This window comes from Alkalilimnicola ehrlichii MLHE-1, from assembly GCF_000014785.1.
Lineage (GTDB): Bacteria > Pseudomonadota > Gammaproteobacteria > Nitrococcales > Halorhodospiraceae > Alkalilimnicola > Alkalilimnicola ehrlichii.
Genome location: NC_008340.1, coordinates 1,912,638 through 1,938,039, shown reverse-complemented (window position 1 = coordinate 1,938,039; position 25,402 = coordinate 1,912,638). Strand labels below are relative to the sequence as shown.

The window sequence follows — 25,402 nt, the reverse complement described above, 5'->3', positions numbered from 1 at the left end:
CGGCGGCCAACGTATGCGCTGGCGACTGCCCGCCCTGTCGGTCCGGTACAAGCTGTTGTTCCTGGTGTTGTTCCCGGTTCTGTTGCTGATGCCCGCCACACTCTTCCTGGTGGGCTACTGGGTACAGAAGATCAGCGACGATCAGTTGACCATGAAGGTCAGCACCGACCTGAGTGTGGCCAATGACGCCTTCCAGCGACTGGCCGACGATCAGCTGGACCGGCTCGCGCGGCTCGGTGAATCGCATGGGTTCCGCCTGGCGCTTGAGTCCGGTGATACCGGGGCGCTGGAAGAGGCGATGAGCGACTGGAAGGCGCGTTTCGGGTTCACCTTCCTCAATCTGCGCGGCCCGGATGGGCGCGCACTCCACCCGCAGGCCCTGCCCGCTCCCGCGGAGCGTTCCGTCCATCCGATCCTGCGGGCGGCGCTACGCGATTCGCCGGTCAGCGAGATCGAGATTTACGGCCCGGAGCGGCTGCGCGCCCACTCGGAAGCCCTGGCCGAGCGGCTGCGGTTGCCGATCCTGGAGACCGCGCGAGCCGAGCCCACCGATCGCGAGGTCGAGAACCGGGCCATGTTCCTGCGTGCGGCCTATCCGGTGCGCGGTCCGGACGGTGCGGTCCTGGCGCTGCTCGACGGTGGGCTGTTACTGAACGGCAACTTCGATTTCGTGGACGCGATCCGGGATGTGGCCTATCCCGAAGGCAGCCTGCCCGATGGCCGCCCGGGCACGGTGACCCTGTTCCTGGACGATGTCCGGATCAGCACCAACGTGCCCATCGCGCCCGGTGAGCGGGCGCTGGGTACGCGCATCTCGCGGGAGGTGGGGGACAGGGTCCTGCGCGAGGGGGAGGTGTGGATCGGCCGCGCCTTCGTGGTCAATGACTGGTACATGTCCAGCTACCAGCCGGTGGTGGATGTCCACGGCGAACGGGTGGGGATGCTCTACGCCGGCTTCCTCGAGGCGCCCTTTCGCAGCGAGATCACCCACGGCCTGCAGGCGCTGGGTATGCTGTTCCTGGTCCTGATCGTGCTCGGGACCGGTATCGCCATCAGCGGCGCGCAGTCGATCTTCAGCCCCATTGAGCGGATCACCCGCGTGGTCCGGGCCACGGGGGCGGGACAGGCCCTGCGCGTGGGGCCGATCCGCAGCCGGGACGAACTGGGGGTGTTGGCCCGGGAGTTCGATGGCATGCTGGACCTGCTGCAGGCCCGTAACCAGCAGATCCAAGAGGCGGCGGATCGGCTGGAGGAGAAGGTGCAGGAGCGCACCGCCGAACTCAGCGCCCGTAACGAGGAACTGGAGCGCACCATCCGGCTGCTGCGCCGGACCCGCCAGCAGTTGGTGGTGGCGGAAAAGCTGGCCGCCCTGGGCGAATTGACCGCGGGTGTTGCGCACGAGATCAACAATCCGACGGCGGTGATCCTGGGCAATATGGATGTGCTTATCCAGGAACTCGGGGAGGGTGTCCAGCCGGTGCGGCGCGAAGTGGACCTGATCATCGAGCAGGTTTACCGGATTCGCGATATCGTGGACAACCTGCTGCAGTACTCCCGGCCGGGGGACTATGTGGGGATTGTCAGCGAGACCGATGTCAATACCGTGGTGCAGCAGTCGGTGGATCTGATCGGGCATCTGTCCCGCCGGCGCGAGGTGGCGGTGGAGACCTGGCTGGGCGCCTGCCGCACGGTACGCATCAGCCCCCGCGAACTGCAGCAGGTGCTGGTCAACCTGCTGCTCAACGCCCTGCACGCGGTTGCGGACCGCAGCGGCCGGGTGCGGGTGGCGACAACCGACTGGGATGACCGTGGTGTGGTGATCAGCGTGAGCGACAACGGGGTGGGCATCCCTGAGCAGGCCCTGGATCATATCTTCAATCCCTTCTACAGCACGCGGGTGGAGGGGGAGGGCACCGGACTGGGGCTGTCCATCAGCTACGGGCTGATCCGCCGCTACGGCGGGCAGATCACCGTGGAGTCGCAGGAGGGGGAGGGCAGCCGCTTTCGGGTTTGGCTGTTGAGCGAGCCGCGGATGGCGGATGAAGGGGAGCTGTTGGAGCAATTGGATGCCACCCGGGATGAACACTGAGAACGAGGCGCTCCCGCCGTTGGCGGCGCCGGATCAGACGCTGTCCACCTGGCACTGGCTGCTGGGGGGCGCAGCGCTGGTGGTTTTGCTGGCCGGGCTGAAGGCCGCCGCCGGGGTGGTGACCCCGTTGTTGCTGGCGGCCTTCCTGGCCATCATCTGCGCGCCGCCGCTGACCTGGATGCGGCGGCGCGGGGTCCCGGGGTCGGTGGCCGTGTTGGCGCTGTTTGTTGCCGTCGGGCTGGCCTTCTTCCTGCTCTTTCTGGCCCTTCAGGGGGCGGTGGAGAGCATGGCGCACCAGGCGCCGCACTACCAGGCGCGCCTGTTCGGCCTGTTCGATGAGACCATGGCCTGGTTGGCGGGGCGCGGGGTCCCGGCCGAATTGTTGCCGGATCGGCCGCCGCTGCCGGCGCTGGCCGACCTGACCGGGCTGGCGCGGGCGGTGGCGGGGGGCGTGGGCCAGTTCACCGCGACCACCTTCCTGGTGCTGTTGGCCTTCATGTTCCTCCTGCTTGAGGAGACCCACCTGCCCGGGAAGCTGCGGGCGGCCTTCCCCCGCTCCCGCCGAGGCGGGGTGCGGGCGCGCCGGTTCCTGCGCTCGGTCTATCGCTATCTCTTCATCAAGAGTGCGACCAGCCTGGCCACCGGCCTACTGGTCGGGGTGGGGTTGGCGCTGATCGGGGTGGATTTCCCGGTGCTCTGGGGGATCCTTGCCGGCCTGCTCAACTTCATCCCGACGGTCGGATCGATTCTCGCCGCCATCCCGGCAGTCCTGATCGCGTTCCTGGGTCTGGGGGTGATGGAGGGGCTGCTGGCCCTGGCCCTCTACGTGGCCGTCAATGTGGTCATCGGTAGCGTGCTGGAGCCGCGCTTCATGGGCCATACCCTGGGCTTGTCGCCGCTGGTGGTGCTGGTCTCACTGATGGCCTGGGGCTGGGTGTTGGGGCCGGTGGGGATGCTGCTGTCCATTCCCCTGACCATGATCGCCAAGCTGGCGCTGGAGGCGCAGCCCGGGACCCGCTGGCTGGCGATCATGATGAGCGACCGGGCCCGCGGCCACTGACCCCGCTGCCGGCTTAGCGCACCTGCCGCCGCATGGCGGCCAGCCAGTCCTCGGGACTGGTCGGCGGCTCGCCACCCAGCACTTCACTGGCCTCGCGGACGGCGGCGCGGTTGTCGATCACCGCCACCTCCGGGCCGGTCTGCAGCTCCTCCAGGAAGGGCGAGAGTGCCGCGGCGCCGACGCCCTGGCCGTCGCCGCGGTCGATGCGGTCGGCATGGTGCAGGACCACGCGGTCCTGGCCACGGGTGATGGCTACGTAGGCCAGCCGCCGCTCCTCCTCCAGGTTGTCCACCCGGCCGTCGCGGGCCAGCGGCATCAGGCCCTCGGTAAAGCCAAAAACGTGCACCTCCGGCCACTCCAGCCCCTTGGCCCCGTGTACCGAACAGAGGGTGACGCAGGCATCCTCGCCGCTGCTGTCATCGCTGGCGCTGGCGGCGATCTCGAGGGCGTTCGTCCAGCGCTGCGCCGGCGCCGACTCCCGGTCCAGGGCGGCGAGGCGGCGGTTGATGGCCCGCTGCACGGCGCCCAGCCGGGCGCGGGCCGGCTTCAGGGCGCGATCCAGGGCCTCCGGGGCGGCGCGGGAACCGTCCCGTTTGAGCGCCGCCCGGGCGCGGTGGTTCAACCACTCGGCGAACACAGGGGTCTGCAGGCACCACTGGCTCAGGGCCTGCGGGCCGAGCCGGAAGAGATTGTCCAGGGCCTGGCGCAGTCGCTCCACGGCCTGGGCCGCCTGGGGTGGCAGTTGCCCGGCGGCGGTGAGCGGGTCGCCGGCGCTGCTGATCAGCCGGCTGACCCCCCGTGCCCCCAGCCCCGGGATCAGGTCCGCCAGCCGGGACAGGGCGCGGACATCCCGGCGGTTGGCGGCCAGCCGACCGGCGGCGAGCATCATGCGCACGTCGGCGTGCCCCAGCAGGTCCATGCCGGCCTTGACCCGGTAGGGAATGCCGTGGCGCAGCAGTGCCCCCTCCAGCGGCCGTGCCAGCCGGTTCTTGCGGTAGAGCACGGCCACCTCGTCGGCACTGAGCCCGGCGCGCAGACGGGAGCGGATATCCTGCACCACCGCCTCGGCCATCTCTTCGGCCCGGGTGTGGCGGACCAGGGTGACCGGCGCGGCTTGCTCCGGGCCCCTGACGGCCCAGGGGCGTTTCTCGAGACGCTGGCGATTGTGGCGGACCAGGCTTACCGCGCCGTCGACGATGGGCGGAGTGGAGCGGTAGTTGCGCTCCAGCCGGTAGACCCGGGCCTGCTGTTCCTCGATGAAGCGGCGCAGGTTCGCCGGACGGGCATGGCGCCACTCGTAGATGGCCTGATCGTCGTCGCCCACCAGCACCACGGTGCGGTTCTCGGGGATCAACAGGGAGAGCAGGTGGAACTGGGCGCCGTCGGTGTCCTGGGCCTCGTCCACGGTGATGTCGCGCAGCTGCTCGCGCAGCCGAGCGCGCAGGTCCGGGGCCTGGCGCAGCAGCCGGGACGGCAGCAGGATCAGGTCCGCGAAATCCATGATCGCCGCCCGGCGCTTCTCGGCATCGTAACGGCGCAGGCGCTGTACCAGTCGGGCGGTGGCGCCCGGGCCGAAGCCCATGGCCTCCAGGGCATCGCGCATGGGCGCCAGGTGGTCAGGTTCGGTGGGGTCCAGGCCGGCGGCGGCCAGGGCGTCTTGGGCCTCCATCGCGCGTTGGCGACGGGTGCGGTCGGGGAAGGGGCCGGCCAGCAGGGCGTCGAGCATCCGCCGGCTGTCCTCGGCGTCCATCAGGGTGGCGTTTCCAGGCACCCCGATGCGCTGGCCGTGCTCACGGAGCAACCGGCTGCCAAAGCTGTGGAACGTCCCGATCCAGGGCAGGTCCACCCCTTTGGGTAGGCGTGCGGCCAGCCGCTCACGCATCTCGCCGGCGGCCTTATTGGTGAAGGTCAGCAGCACCATGGCCGACCCGGGCAGGCCGCGCTCGGTGAGCCGGCGGGCCGCACGCTCAGTGGTGCAGCGGGTCTTGCCGGAGCCGGCACCGGCCAGTACCGCCGCCGGTCCGTCCTCGTGGGCCACCACCCGGGCCTGATCCTGATCCAGCATGGTAGAGTCCGTCGGGTCTGGGGTGAGCGCAGGGCCGCGGATTATACCTGGAAACCGACTAGAATTCCGGGCAACGGGAACAATCGCGTAACACAACGGGCGGTGACAGGTCATGGTGAGACAACGCGTCCTGTGCGGGCTTTGGCTGTGCGGCCTCTGGCTGTTGCTGGTGCCGGGGAGTGGCGTGGCGGCGGGGCTGCCCGACGCGCTGGCCCAGGCGGTCGACCGCCTGGGCGTGGACCGGGAACAGGTGAGTATCTGGGTGCAGCGTGTGGGCGAGCCGGAGCCCTTGCTGGCCCACCAGGTCGATACCGCGCGCAATCCGGCCTCCGTGCTCAAGCTGGTGACCAGCTTTGCGGCCCTGGAGGGCCTGGGGCCGGATTACCGCTGGCGGACCGAGCTGTACGCCCTGGGTCCTGTCCGGGACGGGGTCCTGGAGGGGGATCTGCTGATCCGCGGCGGGGGCGACCCCTTCCTGGTGACCGAGGAGTTCTGGAAGCTCACCGGGGCCCTGCGGCGCCAGGGGGTGCGGGAGATCACCGGCGATCTGGTCTATGACCTGAGCTATTTCAACCTCTATCCCGAGGACCCGGGGGCCTTTGACGGGCGGCCACACCGGGCCTACAACCAACCGCCGCACCCGCTGCTGGTGAACTTCAACGCCATCAGTTTCGAGATTAAGCCTACCACCGGCGGCGCCCCGCGCGTGGTGGCCGACCCCCCGCTGCCGGGGCTGACCCTGGACAACCGACTGGGCCTGCGCCAGAGCGGCTGCGGCGGGTTCCAGCGCGGGATCGCCTTCCAGGTGGTCGAGCAGCCCGGCGGCAGCCTGCCCGGGGTGCTGCTGGAGGGGCGGTACCCCAGCCATTGTGATGAGTGGCGCCTGGTCCGCACCGTGCTGCCGGTGGAGGACTATGTCCACCAGTTGTTTACCCTGCTTTGGGGGCAATGGGGCGGGATCTTTGCCGGGGGCTGGCGCGAGGGCCGGGGGCCCGCCCCCGGCGCCGAGCCGGTGGTGGTGCACGAGTCGCCGCCGTTGGGGCAGTTGCTGCGGCTGGTGAACAAGTACAGCAACAATGTGATGACCCGGCATCTGAAACTGACCCTGGGGGCGGAGCATTACGGTGCGCCGGCGACCTCGGAAAAGGGCCGCCGGTCGGTACTGGACGTGCTGCACGCCCACGGCATCGATACCGCGGGCATAGTCTTTGACAATGGCGCGGGCCTGTCCCGTGACACCCGCATCACGGCGCGCCAGGTGGCGCAGTTGCTGACGGTGGCGCGGGAGCGGCCGTGGATGGCGGAGTTCGTCTCCTCGCTGGCCATCGCCGGCACCGACGGCACCATGGGGCGCCGTTTCCAGGACGGTCCGGAGCGCGGGCGGATGCACTTGAAGACCGGCCACCTGAACGACGTGGCGGCCATTGCCGGTTACCTCCACCCGCCGGGGGCGGAGCCGTTGGTGGCCGTGGTACTGGTTAACCACCCGGATGCCCACCGCGGTGCGGGACGCGGGATTCAGGAGGCGGTGCTCCGTTGGGCCTTTGCTCAGTGAGCTGCGCCCCGGAGCGGCGGTCCGCGCCCATGGCGACCGGGCGCGTGGCGCGGTAATCTGGGGACGGTATTGGCAGCGGGTGCCCGGAGGGGTAATGAGATAATGGGGTGTCCAGGGGTGAGGCAACGGATGGATGGCGGGTGCCGGGGCGTAGCCTGATACGCGGGCTCTGGGGTGCAATGCTCCTGGTGCTGCTGCCGTTAGCCGTGCTGGTGGCGCTGGCGGCGGACATCTGGCTGTTCGGCCAGCGCGAGGACGACACCGCCGCCGACGCCGCCGTCATTCTCGGGGCAGCGGCCTGGAACGGCCGCCCTTCGCCGGTGCTGCGCGAACGGATTCACCACGCCCTCAGCCTGTATGAGGCGGGCCAGGTGGACCTGCTGATCTTCACCGGTGGCCAGGCCCCGGGCGAGCCGCTGGCCGAGTCGGTGGCCGCGGCCCGGTACGCGCTGGCCCGGGGCCTGGCGGCGGAGGATGCCTATTGCGAGGTGGCCTCGGCCGATACCTGGAACAATCTGCGCGGGGCGGCCGCCGTGGTTGCCGAACACGACCTCGGGCGGGTGCTGGTGGTGAGCGACCCGCTGCACCTGCGCCGGGCGGTGGCCATGGCGCGCGATCTGGGCCTGGACGCCCACCCGGCGCCCACGCCCACCAGCCGCTTTCGGGGGCTGGAGGCCAAACGTAACTTTCTCTGGGCGGAGGTCCGGCTCTACGGCGGTTATCTGCTGCAGCGCCCCTTCATGGACCGTTCCGCCAATCCCCACGCGATGGGTGATTGTCTGTCCGGGGAGTGACCCCGGGGGCGGGCGGCGCTCAGCCCCGTGGCCCGTCGAGGGCCCGGAGCTTCTCCCGGATCTTCCCGGCATCGTCACTCTCCGCCGGCAGCAGCGCCAGTAGCCGTTCCCAATGGCGGCGGGCCACCGCGGCATCACCCCGTTCCAGCGCGGCACTGCCGGCGAGCCAGAGGGCCAGGCGGTGGTCGGGGTCGATGTCCAACGCCCGGCGCACCAGGCGCTCCGGGTCGCCCCGCAGCCGGCCGTCCCGGCTGCCGGCGAGCAGGTCGGCGTAGCGGGCCAACAGCTCCGGGTGGTTGTCCTGGCCGTGGCGCAGGGCCGCGCGGTAGCTTTCCAGGGCCTGTTCGGTCTTCCCCAGCGCGGTGAGGGTGCGGCCCAGCAGCACCCAGTTGTCGCTGTCCTCCGGGTGGCGTTCCAGGTGGGCCTGAAGGGTGGCCAGCGACGCCTGGACCACCTCCGCCGGGGATTGGTCCGGGTGGGCGCGCGCCGCCGAGGCCTGCAGGCCCTCGTTGCCGGCACCGGTGTGCACGTAAGTGGCCAGGCCGACGGTGGGCACCAGTACCGCCAACAGACCGGCCACCGCCCAGCGCCGGCCACCACCCACCGGGGCGGCGGGTTCAGCGGGGGCGGACGGTTGGCTCAGCAGGTCCCGGGCCAGCTCCGCCTGGATCTCGCGGTAGCGGGTCGGGTCGATGCGGCCGGCGTCGCGCTCGGCGGCAAGTTCCGTCACCTGCTGGCGGTAGATGCGGAGATTGGCGTCGGCCGGGTCGTCCGGGTCGGTCGTATCCGGGCCGGTTTGGCACTGCCCATCGCGGCAGAGTGCGCAGTCCCCGCGCAGCAGCGGGATGAGCAGCAGGGCAATGGCGATCAGGCAGAGCACCATGGTGGTGAGGGGGAAGGCCATCATGTCAACCTCCTGTCGATTGCCTGGAGCCGTGCCCGTTCCTCTGCGGTCAGCGGCGCGGTGTGGCCGCCCCCCCGGCTATGCCGGCGCAGGACGGCCAGATAGAGACCGGCGCCCAGGGCCAGCAGTAGAAAGGGGCCGCCCCAGAGCAGCCAGGTGGCCGCCCGCAGCGGGGGGCGGTAAAGGACGTAGTCGCCGTACCGGTCGACCATGAACTGCTCGATCCGCCGTCGGCTGTGGCCGTCGCGCACCATTTCGTAAATCTGGCGACGGAGATCGCGGGCCAGGGCGGCGTTGGAGTCGAGCAGCGATTGGTTCTGGCAGACGGTGCAGCGCAGCTCGCGGATCAGCGTCTGGTAGCGCTGCGCCTGGGTCTCGTTGTCGAAGGTCAGCGGGGTGCCCACCGGGATGGCGGCCGCCGGCGGCGCCAGCAGCGCCAGCAGGATCAGCCCCAGGGCGGCCAGGTGGGCGGCGCGGGTGTCGAGCATTGGCGCTCGCTTCATGGGGTGGCCTCCAGTTCGCGGATCAGGGGCAGGATCTGTTCCCGTGCGATCTCGGCGGTCAGCGGACCGGTGTGCTTGTGGCGGACCACGCCCTCCCGGTCCACCACAAAGGTCTCCGGCGTGGCGTAAACCCCCCAGTCGATCCCGGCCCGGCCGTCGCCGTCCCGGGCGGTGCGGGCGTAGGGGTTGCCGGCCTCCGCCAGCAGCTCCCGGGCTGCCGCCGGGTCGTCTTTGTAGTTCAGGCCGATCAGGTGCACACCCCGGTCCGCCAGTTGCTGCAGCACCGGGTGCTCCTGGCGGCAACTGGTGCACCAACTGGCCCAGACATTCACCACCGTCACCCGGCCCAGCAGGTCGTCCCGGCTCACGGTGCGGGTGGGGTCCTGTAGATCGGGCAGGTGGAACGCGGGCGCCTCGCGGTCGATGAGCGGCGAGGGAATGGCCCGCGGGTTCAGCCCCAGGCCGACCCAGAGCAGGGCGGCCAGTGAGAGTAGCACCAGCAGTGGCAGCCCGGCCCTCAGCATGACGCCTCCCCGGGGCGAAGCGCTCCTGCCGGGCGGGCCGGTCGGGTCCGGGGGGCGCGCACCAGTCGGTAGCGCCGGTCGGTGGCGGCAAGCAGGGCCCCCAGGGTCAAGAACAGGCAGCCGCCCCAGAGCCAGGTCATGTAGGGCTTGTAGTAGACGCGCACCACCCAGGCCCCGTCGTCCAATGGGTCGCCGAGCGAGACATAGAGATCGCGGAACAGGCCGCGGTCGAGCGCGGCCTGGGTCATGGGCATCGACTGGCTGGGGTAGTGGCGCTTCTCCGGATGCAGCCGGGCGATCGCCTGACCGTCCCGGGTCACGGTCACCCGCCCGGTGTCGGCCAGGAAGTTGCTGCCCACCCGCTCGTGGGTGCCGAGGAAGGTGAAGGTGTAACCGGCTACGGTCACCTCGTCGCCCGGGGCCAGGCGCACGTCCCGCTCTACCTCGTAGGTGCTGACCATCGCCACCCCGATGAGAAAGACCGCCACCCCGGCGTGGGCCAGGTGCATGCCCAGGTAGTGCGGCTTCAGCCCCTTGAGCCGACGGCGCAGCCCGATCCAGCCCGGTGTCGCCGGGCGGAGCCGGCCGTGCAGGTCCAGGGCGATGGCCAGCAGGATAAAGCTGGCGATGACGGTACTCAGGGCGGTGAGCGGCGACCAGGCGCCCAGGGCCAGCGGCCAGAGCCCGCCGATGACCCCGGCGGCGACCACGATGCCGGCGATGGCGCGGGCGAGCTCGCCGGGGGCATGCAGCTTCCAGCGCAGCAGCGGCCCCAGCCCCATGAGGACCAGCAGCGGCAGCATCACCGGTGTGAAGACCGCCTCGAAATAGGGCGGCCCCACCGAAATGCGCCCGCCGCCCAAGGCGTCCATGGCCAGCGGATAGAGGGTGCCCAGCAGCACCGTGAGCGTGGCCACCGCCAGCAGCAGGTTGTTGGCGAGCAGGCCGGACTCCCGCGACAGGTAGCCGAAGGCGGGGCCCGGGCCCACCCGGGGGGCGCGCCAGGTGTACAGGGCCAGGGCGAGCCCCATGCTGAGGACCAGGAAGGCGAGGATGAAGGTGCCGCGCTCGGGGTCGGTGGCGAAGGCGTGCACCGAGGTGATTACCCCGGAGCGCACCAGGAAGGCGCCCAGCAGCGTCAGACCGAAGGTGACAATGGCCAGCATCAGGGTCCAGACGCGAAAGCCGCCGCGTTTGTCGGTGACCGCCAGCGAATGGATCAGCGCCGTGCCGGTGAGCCAGGGCATGAGCGAGGCGTTCTCCACCGGGTCCCAGAACCACCAGCCGCCCCAGCCGAGCTCGTAATAGGCCCACCAGCTGCCCAGGGCGATGCCGAGGGTGAGGAAGGCCCACGCCACCGCGGCCCAGGGCCGGGACCAGCGGGCCCAGGCGGCGTCGAGCCGGCCGTTGAGCAGGGCGGCGATGGCGAAGGCGAAGGTGACCGAGAACCCGACATAGCCCATGTAGAGCAGCGGCGGGTGGAAGATCATCCCCGGGTCCTGCAGCAGCGGGTTGAGATCGCGGCCGTCCAGCGGTGCCGGGATCAGGCGGTCGAAGGGGTTGGAGGTGAAGATCATGAAGGCGAGAAAGCCCACGGTCACCGCCCCCAACACGGCGATAATCCGGGCGACCATGGTCCGGGGCAGGCTGCGGCTGAAGTGGCTGACCGCGACGGTCCAGAGTGCCAGGATGAGCACCCAGAGCAGCAGTGAGCCCTCGTGGCCGCCCCAGACTGCGGTGACGCGGTAGTGAAGTGGCAGCGCCAGGTTGGCGTGCTGGGCCACATAGGCCACGCTGAAGTCGTACTGGACAAAGGCGGTGGTCAGGCAGGCGTAGGCGGTGGCCAGGAATAGCAACACCCCCCAGGCCATCCAGTGGCCAGCCGCCATCCAACGGCGGTCCCCGCGGGCGGCACCGGCCAGGGGCAGCACCGCCTGAACCAGGGCCAGGGCCAGCGCCAATGCCAGGGCCAGTTGTCCGGTTTCAGCAATCACCTCGGCCCTCCCGGTCAGTAAGCGGTGGTGGTCTCCGGATGGCCGTCCGGGCCGGGTGTGCCATTGCCCTGGCCGATACGGTCCAGGGCCTCCTTGGCCTCGGCGGGCATGTAGGTCTCGTCGTGGCGGGCCAGTACCTGGGTGGCGTGGAACCGGCCGTCGGCGCCCAGGCGGCCCTGCGCCACCACGCCCTGACCCTCGCGGAAGAGATCGGGCAGGATGCCGTCATAGCTGACCGTGATCGACTCGGCGGTGTCGGTGACCTTGAAATGGACGCGGGCGCTCGCCGCCTCGCGCTCGACACTGCCCGCCTTGACCAGGCCGCCGATGCGGATGGGCCGGTCGATGGGTGCCTCCCGCGCCATGACCTCCGAGGGCGTGAAGAAGAACACCAGGTTGTCCTGAAAGGCGGTCAGCGCGAGGCCCGCGGACAGGCCCAGCCCCCCCAGCACCAGGGCGATCAGGGTCAGTCGGCGGTGGCGCGGCTTCATGTCTCGTCCTCCTCCCGGGATGCCAGGGCCCGCCGGTGGCGCGCACGGAGCTGCCGAATCTCGAGGATCAGGAGCAGGGCCGCCAGCCCGTAGACGCCCCAGATGTAGAGGCCGTGGCCCCCCATGTGCAGCCACTCGATCATGGGCGCCTCCCCAGCAGGTCGCCGATGGGCGTGGCCGCCAGGCGGGCCGGACGCCCCCTGGCGGCGGCGGGCCGGTGACCCTGGCGCAGCCGGCGTACCCAATGGCTGTTGCCCGCCTGTTCCAGGACCATGCTGCGGGCGCGGTGCAGGGCCGCAGCGGCGGTATAGGCCCAGCAGCCCACCGTGGTCAGCAGCAGGGCGGCGAGCATGCTGGCGCTCATGGTGGGGGCCTCGGAAAGGGTGATGGAGGCCCCCTGATGCAGGGTGTTCCACCACTGCACCGAGAAATAGATGATCGGCAGATTGATCACCCCCACCACCGCCAGCAGGGAGGCGGCCTGCCCGGACCGCTCCCGGTCCTCGAAGGCGCTGTCCAGGGCGAGGTAGCCCAGGTAGAGGAAGAGCAGGATCAGCGAGGAGGTGAGCCGGGCGTCCCAGACCCAATAGGCGCCCCAGGTGGGCTTGCCCCATAGCGCCCCGCTCCAGAGCGCCAGGAATGCAAACAGCAGGCCGGTGGGGGCCAGGGCCGAGGCCATGATGCGCGCCAGCTTGATACGCCAGACCAGGTGAATGAGGCCGTACCCGGCCATCAGGAAATAGGCGAGCATGGCCATCCAGGCGGCCGGGACGTGCAGCCACATGATGCGGTAGCTGTCGCCCTGCTGATAGTCGGGTGGGGCGATCACGAACCCCACGTAGAGCCCGGTGGCCGTGAACGCCAGGGCGGCGGCCCACAGCCAGGGCAGCAGGGTGCCGGTCAGGGCGTGGAAGTGAGCCGGGGCGGCGAACTTGAACCAGCGTATCCGCGACATGATCAGTACTCCTGCCAGTCGACGGCGGTGGCGGCCGGGAACGGCATGATCAATCGAGCGCGATGCGTAGCGCCGCGGCAATGGCCGCGGGGGCGAGACTGAGGGCCAGCACCAGCAGCGCGGCCAGCAGCAGCAAGTGGCCCTGCGGGCTGGCGCCGTGCAGGCTCTGCTCCACCGCGCCGCTGCCCAGGATCAGCACCGGGACAAAGAGCGGCAGCAGCACCAGCGCCATCAGCCCGTTCCCGGCGCGCGCACCCAGGGTCAGGGCGGCGGCGATGCCGCCCAGCAGGGTGAGCACCGGGGTGCCCAGGAGCAGACTGACGACCAGGGTGAGCTGGACGGCCGGCGCCAGTCCGAGTTGCAGGCCCAGCAGGGGGGCGATGACCACCAGCGGCAGGCCCGCGTAGAGCCAGTGCGCCACCAGTTTGGCCAGTACCAGTAACGACAGAGGCTGCGGGGCGAGCAGCAGCGACTCCAGGGTGTGCTCGCCGCAGTCGTCCGCGAACAGCCGCTCCAGCGTGAGTAGACTCGCCAGCAGGGCAGCCGCCCAGATGGCACCCGGGGCGATGCGCTGGAGCAGCGCCGGCTCGGGCCCCATCCCCAGCGGGAAGAGGCTGACCACGATGACGAAAAAGGCCATGCCGTAGAGGGCGTCCTGGCGCCGGCGCATGACCAGCGTCAGGTCCCGGTGCAGCAGCGCGATGAATGCCTGGAACATGTAGGCCCTTCATGCCTCCGTACCCGTCACCCGATCGCCGGCGCTCCGTGCCCCGGCGGGGGCGGGATCGCTCAGCCAGAGTTCATCACAGGGAATGCCCCCAATCCGGAGGTGTTGGTGGCTGCAGGCGACCACGGCACCGCCCTCCTGGCAGTGGCGGGCCAGCAGCGCGTGGAAGCGCTCTGCCCCCTCCACGTCCAGCGCCGCCTGGGGCTCGTCCAGCAGCCACAACCGGCACCGTGGGAAGAGTGCCAGCGAGGCCAGCACCACCCGGCGGCGCTGCCCTTGGGACAGCTGAGACGCCAGGGTGTCCAGATGCCGGGCCATGCCCATGCCGGCCAGGGCCGTCCGCACCGCCTCCCGATCCGGGCGGTGGTGATAGAGCGCCGCCTGCCACTGCAGGTTCTCCAGCACGGTCAGCGCGCCGCGCAGGCCGTCCCGGTGGCCGCGGTACTGCAGGGTGCCGCGGTGGTCGTTGGCCGCCTGGCGGATGCAGCGGCCCGCCCGGAGGATCCGGCCTCGGTGCGGGCGGGACAGGCCGGCCAGGGTGCGCAGGAGGGTGGTCTTGCCACTGCCGTTGGCGCCGCGCACGCAGAGCAGCCCGCCCCGGGCGAGCCGGAAGCCTAGGCCCCGGAACAATGGCCGGCCGCCGCGCGCCACCTGCAGGCCGGTGGCCTCCAGGGCGGGCGCGGCGACGAGGTGCAGCGCGGTATCGCCCATGGTGTCAGACCGTGACGGTGGCCGTGTCGGAGTCGCCGTCCGTGTCCTCCCAGCGCAGGGTGAGGGTGTCGCCCTCGCTCACGCCGCTGATCTCCATGGAGAGGAAGGGGTTCTCGGCGATGGCGCTGCCCCAGCGGGCGCGTACGGCCTCCCCGCCGTTGTGTTCCACCACCAGGGTCTGGATGTATTTGTCTACGCCATCCCGCGCCTGGGTGCGCATGGGATGGTTGATCATGGCGCGGAGTTCGCAGGTATCGCCGGTCAGCCGGCTGCGCATGCGGATGCTGGACATGGGAACCTCCTGGTTTGGTTCAACAACCGGCCGCGCCGATGCGCACGAAGCTGGCGCCCCGGTAGAGGGTGCCGTTCGCCTTGACGACCGCCACTACATCGGCCGATTCGGCCATCCGGATGCGGGTGGCCAAGGTGCCGGGACAGGGGCGGGGGAAGTCGTAGCTGGCGAGCAGCGGCGGTTGGTTGCCCGCGGCGAACAGGCTGATGCTCTCCACCTCGTTCATCCCCGCGCGGACGGTGATGGGGACCTGGCCACCGTCGTCGGCGACGCCGGGCGGGCCCTCCACGACCACCCCATCGCTGTCCTCCAGCGGTAGATCGCCGTACAGGGCCTGGATGGCCTGGTCGATGTCATTGCTGGCGAAGCCCGGCCGGGTCTGGCCGGCCACGGCCTGGCCGAGCGTGATCAGGCCGCTGCCGAGCGCGGCCGCCAGGGCGCCGCCGGCCGCGGTCCCCTTCAAGAACAGGCGTCTGCTGATACCCATGTGCGCTACTCCGTACTGGTTCACATTGATCGGTTGACCACGAAGGGGCTACCGCGCCCCACCTTCAGCCCCGGCGTCGAGCCGGGCCTCCGCCTCGTCGTCGTCCAGCGGTCGGTCTTCGTGGTCCTGCAGGGGGCCGCCGTCGGCGTTCCAGCCCTTCAGGCCGAGCTTGAGCGACCGTACCCGGGCGAAGCCCATGCGCTGGAGGTTGACGCCGGCCAGGGCGCTGCGCCGGCCCGAGCGGCAGATGAGGATCACGACCCGGTCGCGTGCCGCCACCAGCTCGGGCTCGGTCTCCTCATAACCTTCCTCGGCCGCCGGCTCGAGCACCCCCCGCGGCACGTGCAGGCTGCCGGGGATGTGCAGGGCCCGGAATTCGTCCGGCTCCCGGACATCCAACAGCAGTGGCCTTTCACCGGCCTCCAGGGCCTCCATGAGTTCGCAGGGGAAGACCTCGGGCACCTGCTGCAGGGCCTCGTCGACCAGGGTCTGGTAGGTCATCGGGCGGGTCATGGCGGGCACCTCCTAGGCAGGCCGGCGGCGGTTCAGTTCGCCCGGCTCCGCGGCCTTGGGGGTCTCGTCCCCCGGTGGCCGGTACCAGTTGATCTGCTCGTACAGCCGGACCACCTCGCCGATGATGACCAACGCGGGCGACTGAAACCCCTGCTGGCGCGCCAGCCCCGGCAGGGTCTCCAGCGTGGCGGTGAGGGTGCGCTGTTCCGGGGTGGTGCCCTTTTCCACCAGCGCGGCGGGGGTCTCGGCCGGCAGGCCGTGCCAGCAGAGCTGGCGACTGAGCTCGGGCAGGCTGGCCACGCCCATGTAAAACACCAGGGTCTGCCCGGGTTGCACCATCCGTGACCAGTCCAGGTCCAGGCGGTCGTTCTTGAGATGGCCGGTGTAGAAGGCGCAGCTATGGGCGTAATCCCGGTGGGTCAGGGGGATGCCGCTGTAAGCCGCACAGCCGGTGGCCGCGGTGATGCCCGGGACCACCTGAAAGGGCACGCCGGCATCGACCAGGGTCTGCAGCTCCTCGCCGCCGCGGCCGAAGACGAAGGGGTCACCCCCCTTCAGCCGGAGGACCCGGTAGCCCTGGCGGGCCAGGGTGACCAGCTTGTCGTTGATGGCGTGTTGTGGTACCGGGTGGTGGCCACAGCGTTTGCCCACGTCGATCCGCTCGGCATCCTGGTTGACCTTGGCCATGATCGCCGGATTGACCAGCCGGTCGTAGACCACGGCATCGGCCTGTTGCATCAGGCGCAGGGCGCGCAGGGTGAGCAGATCCGGGTCACCCGGCCCGGCGCCCACCAGGTAGACCTCCCCCCGCCGGGTCTGGAGCTCTCGGGTGGCGCGGCCGATGGCCTCTTCCAGGCCCTCACGCGCGGCGTCGTCCTGGCCGGCGAAGACCCGCTCTGCCACCTCACCACTGAGGACCTCTTCCCAGAACCGCTGGCGCTGCCACGCCTCCGGCAGGACCTCGCGGACCGGCCGCCGGTACCGCTCGGCCAGACGGGCCAGCCGCCCGTAGGCGGAGGGTATGTCGGCCTCCAGCCGGTTGCGCAGCATCCGGGCCAGCACCGGGGACGTGCCGCCGGTGGAGACGGCGATCTGCACCGGGCCCCGGTCGACGGTGGCAGGCAGGGTGAAGGAGCACAGATCGGGCCGGTCCACCACGTTGATGGGGATGTTTCGGGCCCGCGCCAGCATGTGCGCGCGGCGGTCGGTGGCCTCATCCGCGGCGGAGATCACCAGGGAAACGCCATCCAGATCGCGGGCCGTGAGGGGGCGTCGCACCATGCGGCAGCCGTGTGCTTCCGTCAGGGCCGCCAGGGTCGGCAAGGGGGCCTCGGCCAGGACCGTCAGTTCCGCCCCTGCCGCCAGCAGGAGGCGGGCCTTGCGTTCGGCCCGGCGGCCGCCACCGACAACCAGGCAGCGTCGGTCGCGCAGTTTCATGAACACGGGGAGCGTTTCCATAGCGGCCTCGATGAATGCTGGAATGTCTATGTGTGACACTTCACCGCAGGCGCGCCGACCAGGAAATATCCCCGACAGGCTAGGGGGCAGGGCGGTCTATCCCTTTTGGGAGGGGGTCGGGCCGCGTTCCGGCGACCCGGGCCCGGTGGATCGGGGAGGTCAAAGACCGAGGTCGAAGCCCGGGTCCTCGTCCTCGCCCGGGAGCTTGTGCACCACGCCCTGGTGGCAGCTGATGCAGGTCTTGCCCTCTTCCATGGCCTCGCGGTGGTTGCGGCCGCCGCGACCGGACTGTTGGGCCAGGTCCATGCTGTCCCAGCTGTGGCAACTACGGCAGGCCAGTGAATCGTCCGCCTCCATGGCGTCCCAGACCCGTTGCGCCAGCACCGGCCGGCGTTCCTCGAACTTTTCAGGGGTGTCAATGGTGCCGGCGAAGTGGTGGTAGATGTCATTGATCGCCCGAACCTTGGCCGCCAGGGTCGCGCCCAGGGTGTCCGGGACATGACAGTCGGCGCACTCCGCGCGCACCCCGTGGGCGTTGGCGTAGTGGCTGCTCTCCCGCCACTCCTCCACCGCGGGGGCGATGCTGTGGCAGGAGGCGCAGAACTCCGAGGTGTTGGTGAAGGCGACAAAGGCGTTCACCGACGCGAAAAAGCCGAGGACGACAATGGCCACGGCCGAGATGACCGCACAGGTGGCCAGCTTGGTGGGCGGCCGCAGTATATAGCGGATGCCACGTTTGATCTTGCCCACGGTGTTTACCTCCGCAATCGATCGAACCGGCCGTGCGACCCGCCGCGGCCCGTTTGGGGTGACCGCGACGGGGGCGTAGTGCCCCTTAAGTCAGACGGCGGTACGGACGTTGTAGTGACGGACCACGTGCCGGGCCTCGACGAAGAACAGCCAGCGCTCCAGCAGGACCCCGGCAAAGGCGATGGGCAGCGCCAGCGCCACCGGCCAAAGGGCGGGGGAGGTGGCCATGGCCAGCAGCATCAAGGCCGGTATCACGAACCCCGCCATCAGTACCAGGCGGCGCAGGACCCGGATGCCGTCCTCATCGGCGCCGTGGATGAACTCCTCCGTGAGGAAGGTGCCGCTGGTATGCCCCGGATCCAACAGGCGGACGCGGCCTCCGGTCAGGCCGGTGGCGCTGCCGGCGTCCGGGCCGCGGTGGGCCTGGCGGCGTTGCCAGTCGTAATGCAGCAATTTGCCCAGTCCGGCCAGGACCAAAAGGAGCAGGGCCAGGGCGGTGACAGGGGTGAGGTCGGCCCCGCCGGTTCCGCGGACCAGCACCAGCAGTAACCCGCCCAGGGCCAGCCCCATCAACAGGTAGTTGATCGGGGTCAGGCTGGAGTGCCAGGCCCGGATGGTGGGCAGACAAGCATAAATCATGCCGGTGGCCAGCACCGTGCCCAGGGCCAGGATGACGGTGAGCACGCCCAGCAGGCCGGTGACCGGCCCGTGGCTCACCCCGTCGCCCAGAAGCAGTCCGAGCAGGTAGAGCGCGGCGACGGGGTAGAAAAGCACGGCCAGCACCGCTTCGCGGGACAGCCAGGAGCTGCGGAAGCGACTGAAGGCGCGCCAGGCGTTGCGCGGGTTGGCCAAGTGCCCGGTGGAGAGCAGCAGGCCGACGGTGATGAGCAGGAAACCGATAATCGCGGCAGCAGTCAGTTCCCCGCCAGCCACCGGTCCGCCGAGCTGAAGCATGGCGGCGATGACGAACAGCGCGATGAAACCGTAGCCTGCGCCGGAGAGGACGGTGAAGCCCACGACGGAAAGTGGTGGATGCATTGAGGCTCCTCCTGTCAGCGGTGGACGACGCGGTTGACCCAGTTCCGCAGCCGGTCGCCCAGACCGGGCTTGGGCTCGACGGTGGGGGTGGCTTGCGGGTTCCGGGGCGGCAGATAGCGGTTCACCGGCCGGTAGCCCAACTCATTCATCAGGCCCTGGCCGCGGCGCTCGCGGACCAGGCGGCTGACATCGGAGTCGGGATCGTTCAGATCGCCAAAGTGGCGCGCCCGGGCCGGGCAGGCCAATACGCAGGCGGGCTGGCGTTCCGCCTCCGGCAGGGACTCGTCGTAGATCCGGTCCACGCACAGGGTGCACTTCTTCATCGTCCCGGTGGCGCGATCCAGCTCCCGGGCGCCGTAAGGGCAGGCCCAGGCGCAGTAGTTGCAGCCCATGCATTTGTCCTGATCGATTAGGACAATGCCGTCCTCCTCCCGCTTGTAGGAGGCCCCGGTGGGGCAGACGGTGACGCAGACCGGGTCCTCGCAGTGCATGCAGGACATGGGTAGGTTCACCGTCTTGCAATGGGGGTAGTCGCCCTCCTCGTAGGTACGCACCCGGTTGAACCAGACCCCGGAGGGCGCCTCGCCCCATGGCTGATAGTCGGTCAGCGGCCCGAGCGTGCCCGAGGTGTTCCACTGCTTGCAGGCCACCGCGCAGGCGTGACAGCCCACGCAGGTGTCCGTGTCGATGACCAGTCCCAGCTTCATGCCCCTCTCCGGTTGAGTATGTCGTGCATGGAACGGTGCAGGCGCACCGGTTCGTGTACGGCGTAGCGCAGCTCATCGGCGGGCGCGCGTTGCACGCCGGGGATGAGTTGCAAGGTCTCGAACTGCGGCCAGCTGCCGGTCTCGCCCGGCTCGGCCTTGCGGATGCGGACCCGCAGGTCGTACCAGGCGGCCTGGCCGGTGATGGGATCGGAGTTAGTGATGTCCCGTCCGCCGTTGCGCTTGGGCAGCAGCTCGGAGATCAGGTGGTTCATGAGAAACCCCTGGCGCGCCTCCGGGGCCTCGGGATCCAGTCCCCAGGCGCCGGATTGCTTGGCAATGGCATTCCAGGTCCAGACGGTGTTCTCCTGCACGCCTTCCATGAGCCGGATCTGGACCCGGATGCGGCCCAGGTGCGACTCCACCCAGACCCAGTCGTCATCGGCCAGGCCCATGCGCTCACCCTGGGCCCGGTTGATGTGCAGCCGGTTATAGGCCTGCAGTTGACGAAGCCAGGCGTTCTGGCTGTCCCAGGAGTGGTACATGAACATGGGGCGCTGGTTGACCGCGTGGAAGGGGTAGGCCTCGCCGTCGCAACGGGTCTCCTCCAGCGGGGTGTAGTGGAAGGGCAGCGGATCGAAGTAGCTGCTCAGGCGCTGACGGTCCTCCGGGTCAGTGGGACAAGGGCCGTCGTAGAGCCCCTGGCCCGCGAGCCGGAACCGCTGCAGGGTCTCGGAGTAGAGTTCGAAGACGATGGGATCGGCGCTGCCGTTGAGGCCGGCATCGCGGGCCCACTCCAGGTAGCCCTTGTTGGCGAACTTGTAGAACTGGTGGGAGAGCGGCAGCTCGTACTTGTAGAAGCAGCCATTCTCCTTGTAGCGCGTCCACTGGTCCGGATTGGGTTCACCGCGCAGGTCCTGGTCCCCCTCCTTGCCGCGCCAGCCGGCGAGAAAGCCCACGCCGGGTGCCTTCTCGAAGCGGGTGATGAAGTCGAGATAGCCGCTGTACTTGGGGCTGCCGTCCTCGTTGGTGAACGCCGGCAGCCCGAGCCGGCCGGCCAGGTCGATCATCACCTCCTGCCAGGGGCGCACGTCGCGGTCCGGCTCCACCACCGGCTGGCGGATCGCGTCCGCGGGCCCGTCCGGCTCGGAGATGGGCCGGTCGAGCATGGAGATTACGTCGTGGCGCTCCAGATAGGTGGTGTCAGGCAGGACCAGGTCGGCGTACTGCACGGTCTCCGAGTGGAAGGCGTCCACCACCACCAGGAAGGGGATCTTGTACTCCCCGTTGCCGTTCTTCTCGCGCAGCATCTTCAGCACGCCGGAGGTGTTCATGGTGGAGTTCCAGGCCATGTTGGCCATGAACAGCATCAGCGTGTCGATGGGGTAGGGGTCGCCCTTCACGGCATTGGTGATCACCATGTGCATCATGCCGTGGTTGGCCAGGGGCGCCTCCCAGGAGTAGGCCTTGTCCAGGCGCAGCGGGTTGCCCTGGTCGTCGATCAGTAGATCCTCCGGGGCCTTGGGGAAGCCCAGCGGCGGGCCGGCCAGCGGTTCCCCCGGCGCCGTCGGTCGCGCGGGTTTGATGGGCGGTGGCACCGGCTTGGGGTAGGGCGGTTTGGCCCGATGCCCCCCGGGTACATCCACCGAGCCGAGCAGGATCTGCAGCAGGTGGATGGCCCGGCAGGCCTGAAAACCGTTGGAGTGCGCGGAGATCCCGCGCATCGCGTGCATGGAGACCGGGCGCCCGATGATGCGGTCGTGCTTACGACCCGCCCAGTCGGTCCATTCGCATTCGATCTCGATGCTCTCTTTGAAGGCCACGTGGGCCAGTTCCAGCGCCAGGCGCTCGATGGTGTCGGCGCTCACCCCGCAGACCTCGGCGGCGCGCTCCGGGCTGTAGTCCTCGCTCAGGTAGCGTTCCGCCATCAGGCTCATCACGGTCTTCACCGGGCGGCCATCGGGCGCCTGGTAGTCGCCGAACAGGGCGGGGGCGATGTCGGGTTGGGTGGCGTCGACGAACGCCTCGCGCTCCAGGTCCCAGCTCAGTGGCTTGTCGTTCTCGTCGCGCAGCAGCAGCCCGTGGCCCGGCTCGCCGGGGGTCTGCACCACCAGGTGGTGGGCGTTGGTGTAGCGGATCAGGTATTCCCAGTCGAACTGCTCCTCGCGCAACAGCACGTGGATCATCGCCATGGCGAGCATGCCATCGGTGCCGGGGCGGATGGGCACCCATTCATCCGCGACCGCCTGGTAGCCGGTGCGGACCGGATTGATGGCGACGAAGCGGCCGCCGCGGCCCTTGAGCTTGCCGATGCCGATCTTGAAGGGATTGGAGCCGTGGTCCTCGGCCACCCCCCAAAGCATCAGGTACTTGGTGCGCTCCCAGTCCGGATCGCCGAACTCCCAGAAGGCATGGCCCATGGTGTAGAGCCCGGCGGCGGCCATGTTGACCGAGCAGAACCCGCCGTGGGCGGCCCAGTTGACCGTGCCGAATTGGGCTGCCCAGAGGCCGGTCAATGCCTGCATCTGGTCGCGGCCGGTGAAGTAGGCGAGCTTCTTCGGGTCCGTGCGCCGGATCTCGGCGAGCCGCTGTGCGAGCACGTCCAGCGCCTTGTCCCAGGAGACCTCTTCGAAATCGCCCTTGCCGCGTTCGCTGCCCGGCTTGCGCATCAGCGGCTTGCTGAGCTTGGCCGGGGAGTACTGCTTCATGATGCCGGCATTGCCCTTGGCGCAAAGGGCACCCCGGTTGACCGGGTGGTCGGGGTTGCCCTGGATGAAGCGGACCTGGCCCTCCTCCAGCGTCACCTTGATGCCGCAGCGGCAGGCGCACATGTAGCAGGTGGTGGTCTTGACCTCCTGGCGGTCATGGGGCTCGAACTCGGGCAGCCGGGGACCGGCCGCCTGCGATGCCGCGGTGGTGCTCATGGACAACTCCTGACGGGAATGGTGTTACGGGATCGGTTCGTCGCGCGGGTGGCGGGCAGCGGGGCCGGCGGGCCGGCCCCGCCGCGGTCTAACCCCAGATATCCTTGGGGAAATTGCGATACCAACTCTCGGTGAAGGCGGCTTCGCGCCGCCGATACGTCTGTGACGCATCGATGGGCGAGACGCCCCCGGCGATGTTGTCGAGGGCGACCCCGGCCGGTGCGTCGGGATCCTCCTTGAGCTTGTAGACGGCGTTGACCGACACCGAGTGGTCCGGCGTGACCAGGCTGTAGCAGGCATTGGCGAACCGCGGGTCGGCCTCCGGCTCCATGCCGTTCAGGTAGGCCGCGATGGCCAGGGCGGTGACCTTGGCCTGGGAGTTGGCCGAGTAGCCGGACTTCGGCATGGCCGCCGCGATGGAGGCATCACCAATGACGTGGATGTTCGGAATGACCGTGGACTCGAAGGTGCGCCGGTCCACCGGACACCAGTCACCGCCGTCGGTGAGCCCCGCCTCAATCGCGATACGGCCTGCCCTCTGGGCGGGAATGATATTGGCCACGTCCGGTTCGAAGTCGTCGAAGGGGGTGTGGACGGTCATGTTGTCCGCATCGACCCGGGTGACACCGCCGGCGGAGTCGGACTCCGGCACCCATTCAATGATGTCCGAGTAGTACATCTCCCAGCCCTGCTCGAACAGACCCTGCTTGGAGAAGGCGTTCTTGCTGTCGAGGATGAGCAGTTTGGAGCCGGGCTTGTGCGCCTTGAGGTAGTGGGCGATCAGCGAGGCCCGCTCATAGGGCCCGGGTGGGCAGCGGTAGGGGTTCGGCGGCGGCGCCAGCACCACCAGCCCGCCCTCGGGCATGGCGCGGATCTGATCGCGCAGCCGAGTGGTCTGGTCGCCGGCGATCCAGGCGTGGGGCATGGTCTCAGCGGCTGCCTCGCTATAACCCTCGATGGCGTCGTACTTCAGCTCGATGCCCGGCGAGACCACCAGGCGGTCGTATTCGAAGGTTTCGCCACCCTCGGTGCGGACGGTCTGCGCCTCGCCGTCGATGGCGGTGGCCTTGTCGATGACTACGTTGATGCCGAGCGCTCGCAGGCCGTCGTAGCCGTGGGCGATGTCATCCAGGTCGCGCAGGCTGGCGATCACCGTGTTGCTAACGTAGCAGGTGTGGTGGACCGGCTTGGCCTCGATGAGGGTGACCTCGGTGCCGGGTGAGGCGCGCTTGATGTAACGGGCGGCGGTGGCGCCACCGGTGCCGCCGCCGATGATCACCACCCGTCCGTTGCTGCTGGCCCGGGCGCCGCCGCTGGTCAGCAGGCCGGTAGCCGGGAGACCGGCGACCAGCCCGGAGGAGCCGGCGAGTTTCAGAAAATCCCTACGATTAAGCTGTGACATGGTGCCTCCTTGGTCGATCCCGCCGGGTTACTCGAAGAGCTCCGGATCCTGCTGACTGACATAGAAATGCACCAGGGCGTCGATGTTCTCCAAAATCTCCTCGGTGGAGTAGCCCTGGGCGATCTCCATGAACTGCGAACGCTTGCCCTCGGTGAAGGGGCGTCCGAACTGGAGGTAATCGACCAGTGTGTAGCGCAGGTGGGGGGCCCATTGGCCGGCAATGATGGGCAGGTCGTCCTCGCCAACGGTGCCGTTGGCGGTGTGGCAGCTGGCACAGCTCTGCTCGTGCAGCTCCGCGCCGCGGCGGGCCAGATCGGTGTCGTAGTCCTGTTGGGCGGGGACATAATCAACGGCGGCGTAGTACTCCGCCATCGCGCGGATCTCAGCGTCGGTATAGCCCTCCCCCACCCGGTTCATGACCGAGCCGGGCGCATCGCCCGTGTGGTACTTGCGCATCACGTAGATGAAGTATTCTTCGGGCTGGCCGGCGATGGTGGGGATGGTGGGGCCATGGCTGACGCCGTCGGTGCCGTGACAGCCGCTGCAGGTGTTGGCCAGCATTTTTCCGGAGGGCGTGGTGACCTCCGCGACCGCCCAGCCGGTGGCAAGCAGCCCGCCGGCGAGCGCCAGGGTGGCCAGAGTGGCCCTTAAGCCTTTGTGTTGCATCTTCACTCTCCTCCAAGCCCGGCATGGTGGCGATGCGGGCCCGAACTTCGGCTTTTTAAATCGTTATATCGTTCTTTGTGGCAGGGCGAAGTATTAGCCCTTTTTCTTTATTAGGAACGTGAATTTGCCGCCTTCCTCGCCGTTCTCCAGCAGTTCGTGGCCGGTTTGTTTGGCGAAGGAATCGAAGTCTTTCACTGAACCGGGGTCCGTGGCGATGATGCGCAGGGTCTGGCCGCCCTCCATTTTGGCCAGTTGTTTCTTGGCCTGCAGAATGGGCAGGGGGCAGTTGAGACCGCTAGCGTCGAGTTCCTGATCAATACTCATGGTTTCCATGCCTCTCTCGCTGTGATGATGACGGGTTGTGGGGTCAATGGCGCTGCCATTGCTGGGCGCTATCGGTGCTCCCGGCCCGGCCGTCCTGGTACCCGGCCTCGTAGGCCGCGGTGACGCGTTGCTCCTCCCGCGGGGGATTGTGGAGATACCCCCCGACCCAGCCCTGGAGGTATTCCGGGTCCACGCCGCGCTCCTCGAGCTGGGTGATGGTCTTGTAGTAGGTCTGATCCATGGGCCCTCCCAGTCATGCGGATTGATGCTCAGGTGGGAGCATCGCCAGTCTGCGCCAGAGCGACAATCCGTCTGATGGGAGGGGGGTGGGGTGGGGCCTATCCCAAAGGGGATAGGGCACGATCGATCCGCCCGGGCGCGCGGTCGGAATACCAAGCGAAAAAATCAGAGAAATGAGATATGACGCAAGAAACGGTTGCGAACCAAGGATTCGCTTGGCCAGACCTTTGCC

The 25,402-nt window shown here is 69.2% G+C and carries 26 protein-coding genes; 4 read left to right on the top strand and 22 right to left on the bottom strand.

What is annotated here, in order from left to right:
* Nucleotides 1-13 precede the first annotated feature (13 nt).
* Nucleotides 14-2,089 carry a sensor histidine kinase gene (locus tag MLG_RS08655; protein ID WP_011629435.1) on the top strand — a complete coding sequence of 692 codons (2,076 nt, stop codon included), beginning with the start codon at nucleotides 14-16 and terminating at the stop codon, nucleotides 2,087-2,089.
* Complete coding sequence (locus MLG_RS08650) at nucleotides 2,079-3,149, top strand: AI-2E family transporter (RefSeq protein WP_156774661.1); 1,071 nt, start codon at nucleotides 2,079-2,081, stop codon at nucleotides 3,147-3,149. The genes MLG_RS08655 and MLG_RS08650 overlap by 11 nt, the downstream gene beginning before the upstream one ends.
* 13 nt (nucleotides 3,150-3,162) lie before the next feature.
* Here the strand turns inward: MLG_RS08650 and MLG_RS08645 are convergent, their stop codons facing one another.
* The gene (locus MLG_RS08645; protein WP_011629433.1) at nucleotides 3,163-5,214 is read right to left on the bottom strand and encodes an ATP-dependent helicase; all 2,052 of its coding nucleotides are present in this window, start codon (nucleotides 5,212-5,214) and stop codon (nucleotides 3,163-3,165) included.
* A gap of 112 nt (nucleotides 5,215-5,326) precedes the next feature.
* On the opposite strand from MLG_RS08645, the gene dacB reads away from it, so the two are divergent.
* Nucleotides 5,327-6,769: a D-alanyl-D-alanine carboxypeptidase/D-alanyl-D-alanine endopeptidase gene (dacB, locus tag MLG_RS08640; RefSeq protein ID WP_011629432.1), complete on the top strand. Its 1,443-nt coding sequence runs from the start codon at nucleotides 5,327-5,329 to the stop codon at nucleotides 6,767-6,769.
* 140 nt (nucleotides 6,770-6,909) lie between these two features.
* Nucleotides 6,910-7,563: a YdcF family protein gene (locus MLG_RS08635; RefSeq protein ID WP_156774660.1), complete on the top strand. Its 654-nt coding sequence runs from the start codon at nucleotides 6,910-6,912 to the stop codon at nucleotides 7,561-7,563.
* Nucleotides 7,564-7,582: 19 nt separating this feature from the next.
* Here the strand turns inward: MLG_RS08635 and ccmI are convergent, their stop codons facing one another.
* The 21 genes from ccmI to MLG_RS08535 form a co-directional block, all read right to left on the bottom strand.
* On the bottom strand, nucleotides 7,583-8,470 hold the full coding sequence (ccmI, locus tag MLG_RS08630) for a c-type cytochrome biogenesis protein CcmI (protein WP_011629430.1): 888 nt from the start codon (nucleotides 8,468-8,470) through the stop codon (nucleotides 7,583-7,585).
* Nucleotides 8,467-8,970 (bottom strand): cytochrome c-type biogenesis protein, encoded by a 504-nt coding sequence (locus tag MLG_RS08625; RefSeq protein WP_011629429.1) that lies wholly within the window; start codon nucleotides 8,968-8,970, stop codon nucleotides 8,467-8,469. Before MLG_RS08625 ends, ccmI begins: the two co-directional genes overlap by 4 nt.
* The gene (locus MLG_RS08620) at nucleotides 8,967-9,494 is read right to left on the bottom strand and encodes a DsbE family thiol:disulfide interchange protein (protein ID WP_011629428.1); all 528 of its coding nucleotides are present in this window, start codon (nucleotides 9,492-9,494) and stop codon (nucleotides 8,967-8,969) included. The genes MLG_RS08625 and MLG_RS08620 overlap by 4 nt, the downstream gene beginning before the upstream one ends.
* Complete coding sequence (locus MLG_RS08615; protein ID WP_011629427.1) at nucleotides 9,488-11,488, bottom strand: heme lyase CcmF/NrfE family subunit; 2,001 nt, start codon at nucleotides 11,486-11,488, stop codon at nucleotides 9,488-9,490. The genes MLG_RS08620 and MLG_RS08615 overlap by 7 nt, the downstream gene beginning before the upstream one ends.
* A gap of 14 nt (nucleotides 11,489-11,502) precedes the next feature.
* Nucleotides 11,503-11,979 (bottom strand): cytochrome c maturation protein CcmE, encoded by a 477-nt coding sequence (gene ccmE, locus MLG_RS08610; protein ID WP_011629426.1) that lies wholly within the window; start codon nucleotides 11,977-11,979, stop codon nucleotides 11,503-11,505.
* Nucleotides 11,976-12,122 (bottom strand): heme exporter protein CcmD, encoded by a 147-nt coding sequence (gene ccmD, locus MLG_RS15135; RefSeq protein ID WP_083761855.1) that lies wholly within the window; start codon nucleotides 12,120-12,122, stop codon nucleotides 11,976-11,978. The genes ccmE and ccmD overlap by 4 nt, the downstream gene beginning before the upstream one ends.
* Nucleotides 12,119-12,934, bottom strand: coding sequence for a heme ABC transporter permease CcmC (gene ccmC / locus MLG_RS08605; RefSeq protein WP_011629425.1), 816 nt, complete (start codon nucleotides 12,932-12,934; stop codon nucleotides 12,119-12,121). Before ccmC ends, ccmD begins: the two co-directional genes overlap by 4 nt.
* A 49-nt stretch (nucleotides 12,935-12,983) precedes the next feature.
* On the bottom strand, nucleotides 12,984-13,652 hold the full coding sequence (ccmB, locus tag MLG_RS08600) for a heme exporter protein CcmB (protein WP_011629424.1): 669 nt from the start codon (nucleotides 13,650-13,652) through the stop codon (nucleotides 12,984-12,986).
* A 9-nt stretch (nucleotides 13,653-13,661) separates the two neighbouring features.
* Nucleotides 13,662-14,372 (bottom strand): cytochrome c biogenesis heme-transporting ATPase CcmA, encoded by a 711-nt coding sequence (gene ccmA / locus MLG_RS08595; protein ID WP_011629423.1) that lies wholly within the window; start codon nucleotides 14,370-14,372, stop codon nucleotides 13,662-13,664.
* 4 nt (nucleotides 14,373-14,376) lie between these two features.
* Nucleotides 14,377-14,664, bottom strand: coding sequence for a thiosulfate oxidation carrier complex protein SoxZ (gene soxZ / locus MLG_RS08590; protein WP_011629422.1), 288 nt, complete (start codon nucleotides 14,662-14,664; stop codon nucleotides 14,377-14,379).
* 19 nt (nucleotides 14,665-14,683) lie between these two features.
* A complete protein-coding gene (locus MLG_RS08585) occupies nucleotides 14,684-15,151 on the bottom strand; it encodes a thiosulfate oxidation carrier protein SoxY (RefSeq protein ID WP_011629421.1) in 468 nt (155 codons plus the stop codon).
* A gap of 48 nt (nucleotides 15,152-15,199) precedes the next feature.
* Nucleotides 15,200-15,664, bottom strand: a complete 465-nt coding sequence (locus MLG_RS08580; RefSeq protein ID WP_011629420.1) for a rhodanese-like domain-containing protein — start codon at nucleotides 15,662-15,664, stop codon at nucleotides 15,200-15,202.
* A gap of 12 nt (nucleotides 15,665-15,676) precedes the next feature.
* The gene (gene cysG / locus MLG_RS08575) at nucleotides 15,677-17,122 is read right to left on the bottom strand and encodes a siroheme synthase CysG (RefSeq protein ID WP_011629419.1); all 1,446 of its coding nucleotides are present in this window, start codon (nucleotides 17,120-17,122) and stop codon (nucleotides 15,677-15,679) included.
* 159 nt (nucleotides 17,123-17,281) lie between these two features.
* The gene (locus MLG_RS08570; protein ID WP_011629418.1) at nucleotides 17,282-17,872 is read right to left on the bottom strand and encodes a NapC/NirT family cytochrome c; all 591 of its coding nucleotides are present in this window, start codon (nucleotides 17,870-17,872) and stop codon (nucleotides 17,282-17,284) included.
* A gap of 90 nt (nucleotides 17,873-17,962) precedes the next feature.
* A complete protein-coding gene (locus MLG_RS08565; protein ID WP_011629417.1) occupies nucleotides 17,963-18,910 on the bottom strand; it encodes a dimethyl sulfoxide reductase anchor subunit family protein in 948 nt (315 codons plus the stop codon).
* A 14-nt stretch (nucleotides 18,911-18,924) separates the two neighbouring features.
* Nucleotides 18,925-19,617 carry a 4Fe-4S dicluster domain-containing protein gene (locus MLG_RS08560; protein WP_011629416.1) on the bottom strand — a complete coding sequence of 231 codons (693 nt, stop codon included), beginning with the start codon at nucleotides 19,615-19,617 and terminating at the stop codon, nucleotides 18,925-18,927.
* Nucleotides 19,614-22,538, bottom strand: coding sequence for a molybdopterin oxidoreductase family protein (locus MLG_RS08555; protein WP_011629415.1), 2,925 nt, complete (start codon nucleotides 22,536-22,538; stop codon nucleotides 19,614-19,616). Before MLG_RS08555 ends, MLG_RS08560 begins: the two co-directional genes overlap by 4 nt.
* A gap of 88 nt (nucleotides 22,539-22,626) precedes the next feature.
* Complete coding sequence (locus MLG_RS08550) at nucleotides 22,627-23,940, bottom strand: NAD(P)/FAD-dependent oxidoreductase (protein WP_011629414.1); 1,314 nt, start codon at nucleotides 23,938-23,940, stop codon at nucleotides 22,627-22,629.
* Nucleotides 23,941-23,967: 27 nt separating this feature from the next.
* Nucleotides 23,968-24,606, bottom strand: coding sequence for a c-type cytochrome (locus MLG_RS08545; protein WP_011629413.1), 639 nt, complete (start codon nucleotides 24,604-24,606; stop codon nucleotides 23,968-23,970).
* A 93-nt stretch (nucleotides 24,607-24,699) separates the two neighbouring features.
* Nucleotides 24,700-24,930: a sulfurtransferase TusA family protein gene (locus MLG_RS08540; RefSeq protein WP_011629412.1), complete on the bottom strand. Its 231-nt coding sequence runs from the start codon at nucleotides 24,928-24,930 to the stop codon at nucleotides 24,700-24,702.
* A 43-nt stretch (nucleotides 24,931-24,973) separates the two neighbouring features.
* The gene (locus MLG_RS08535; protein WP_011629411.1) at nucleotides 24,974-25,171 is read right to left on the bottom strand and encodes an Alvin_2107 family globule sulfur oxidation protein; all 198 of its coding nucleotides are present in this window, start codon (nucleotides 25,169-25,171) and stop codon (nucleotides 24,974-24,976) included.
* Nucleotides 25,172-25,402 lie beyond the last annotated feature (231 nt).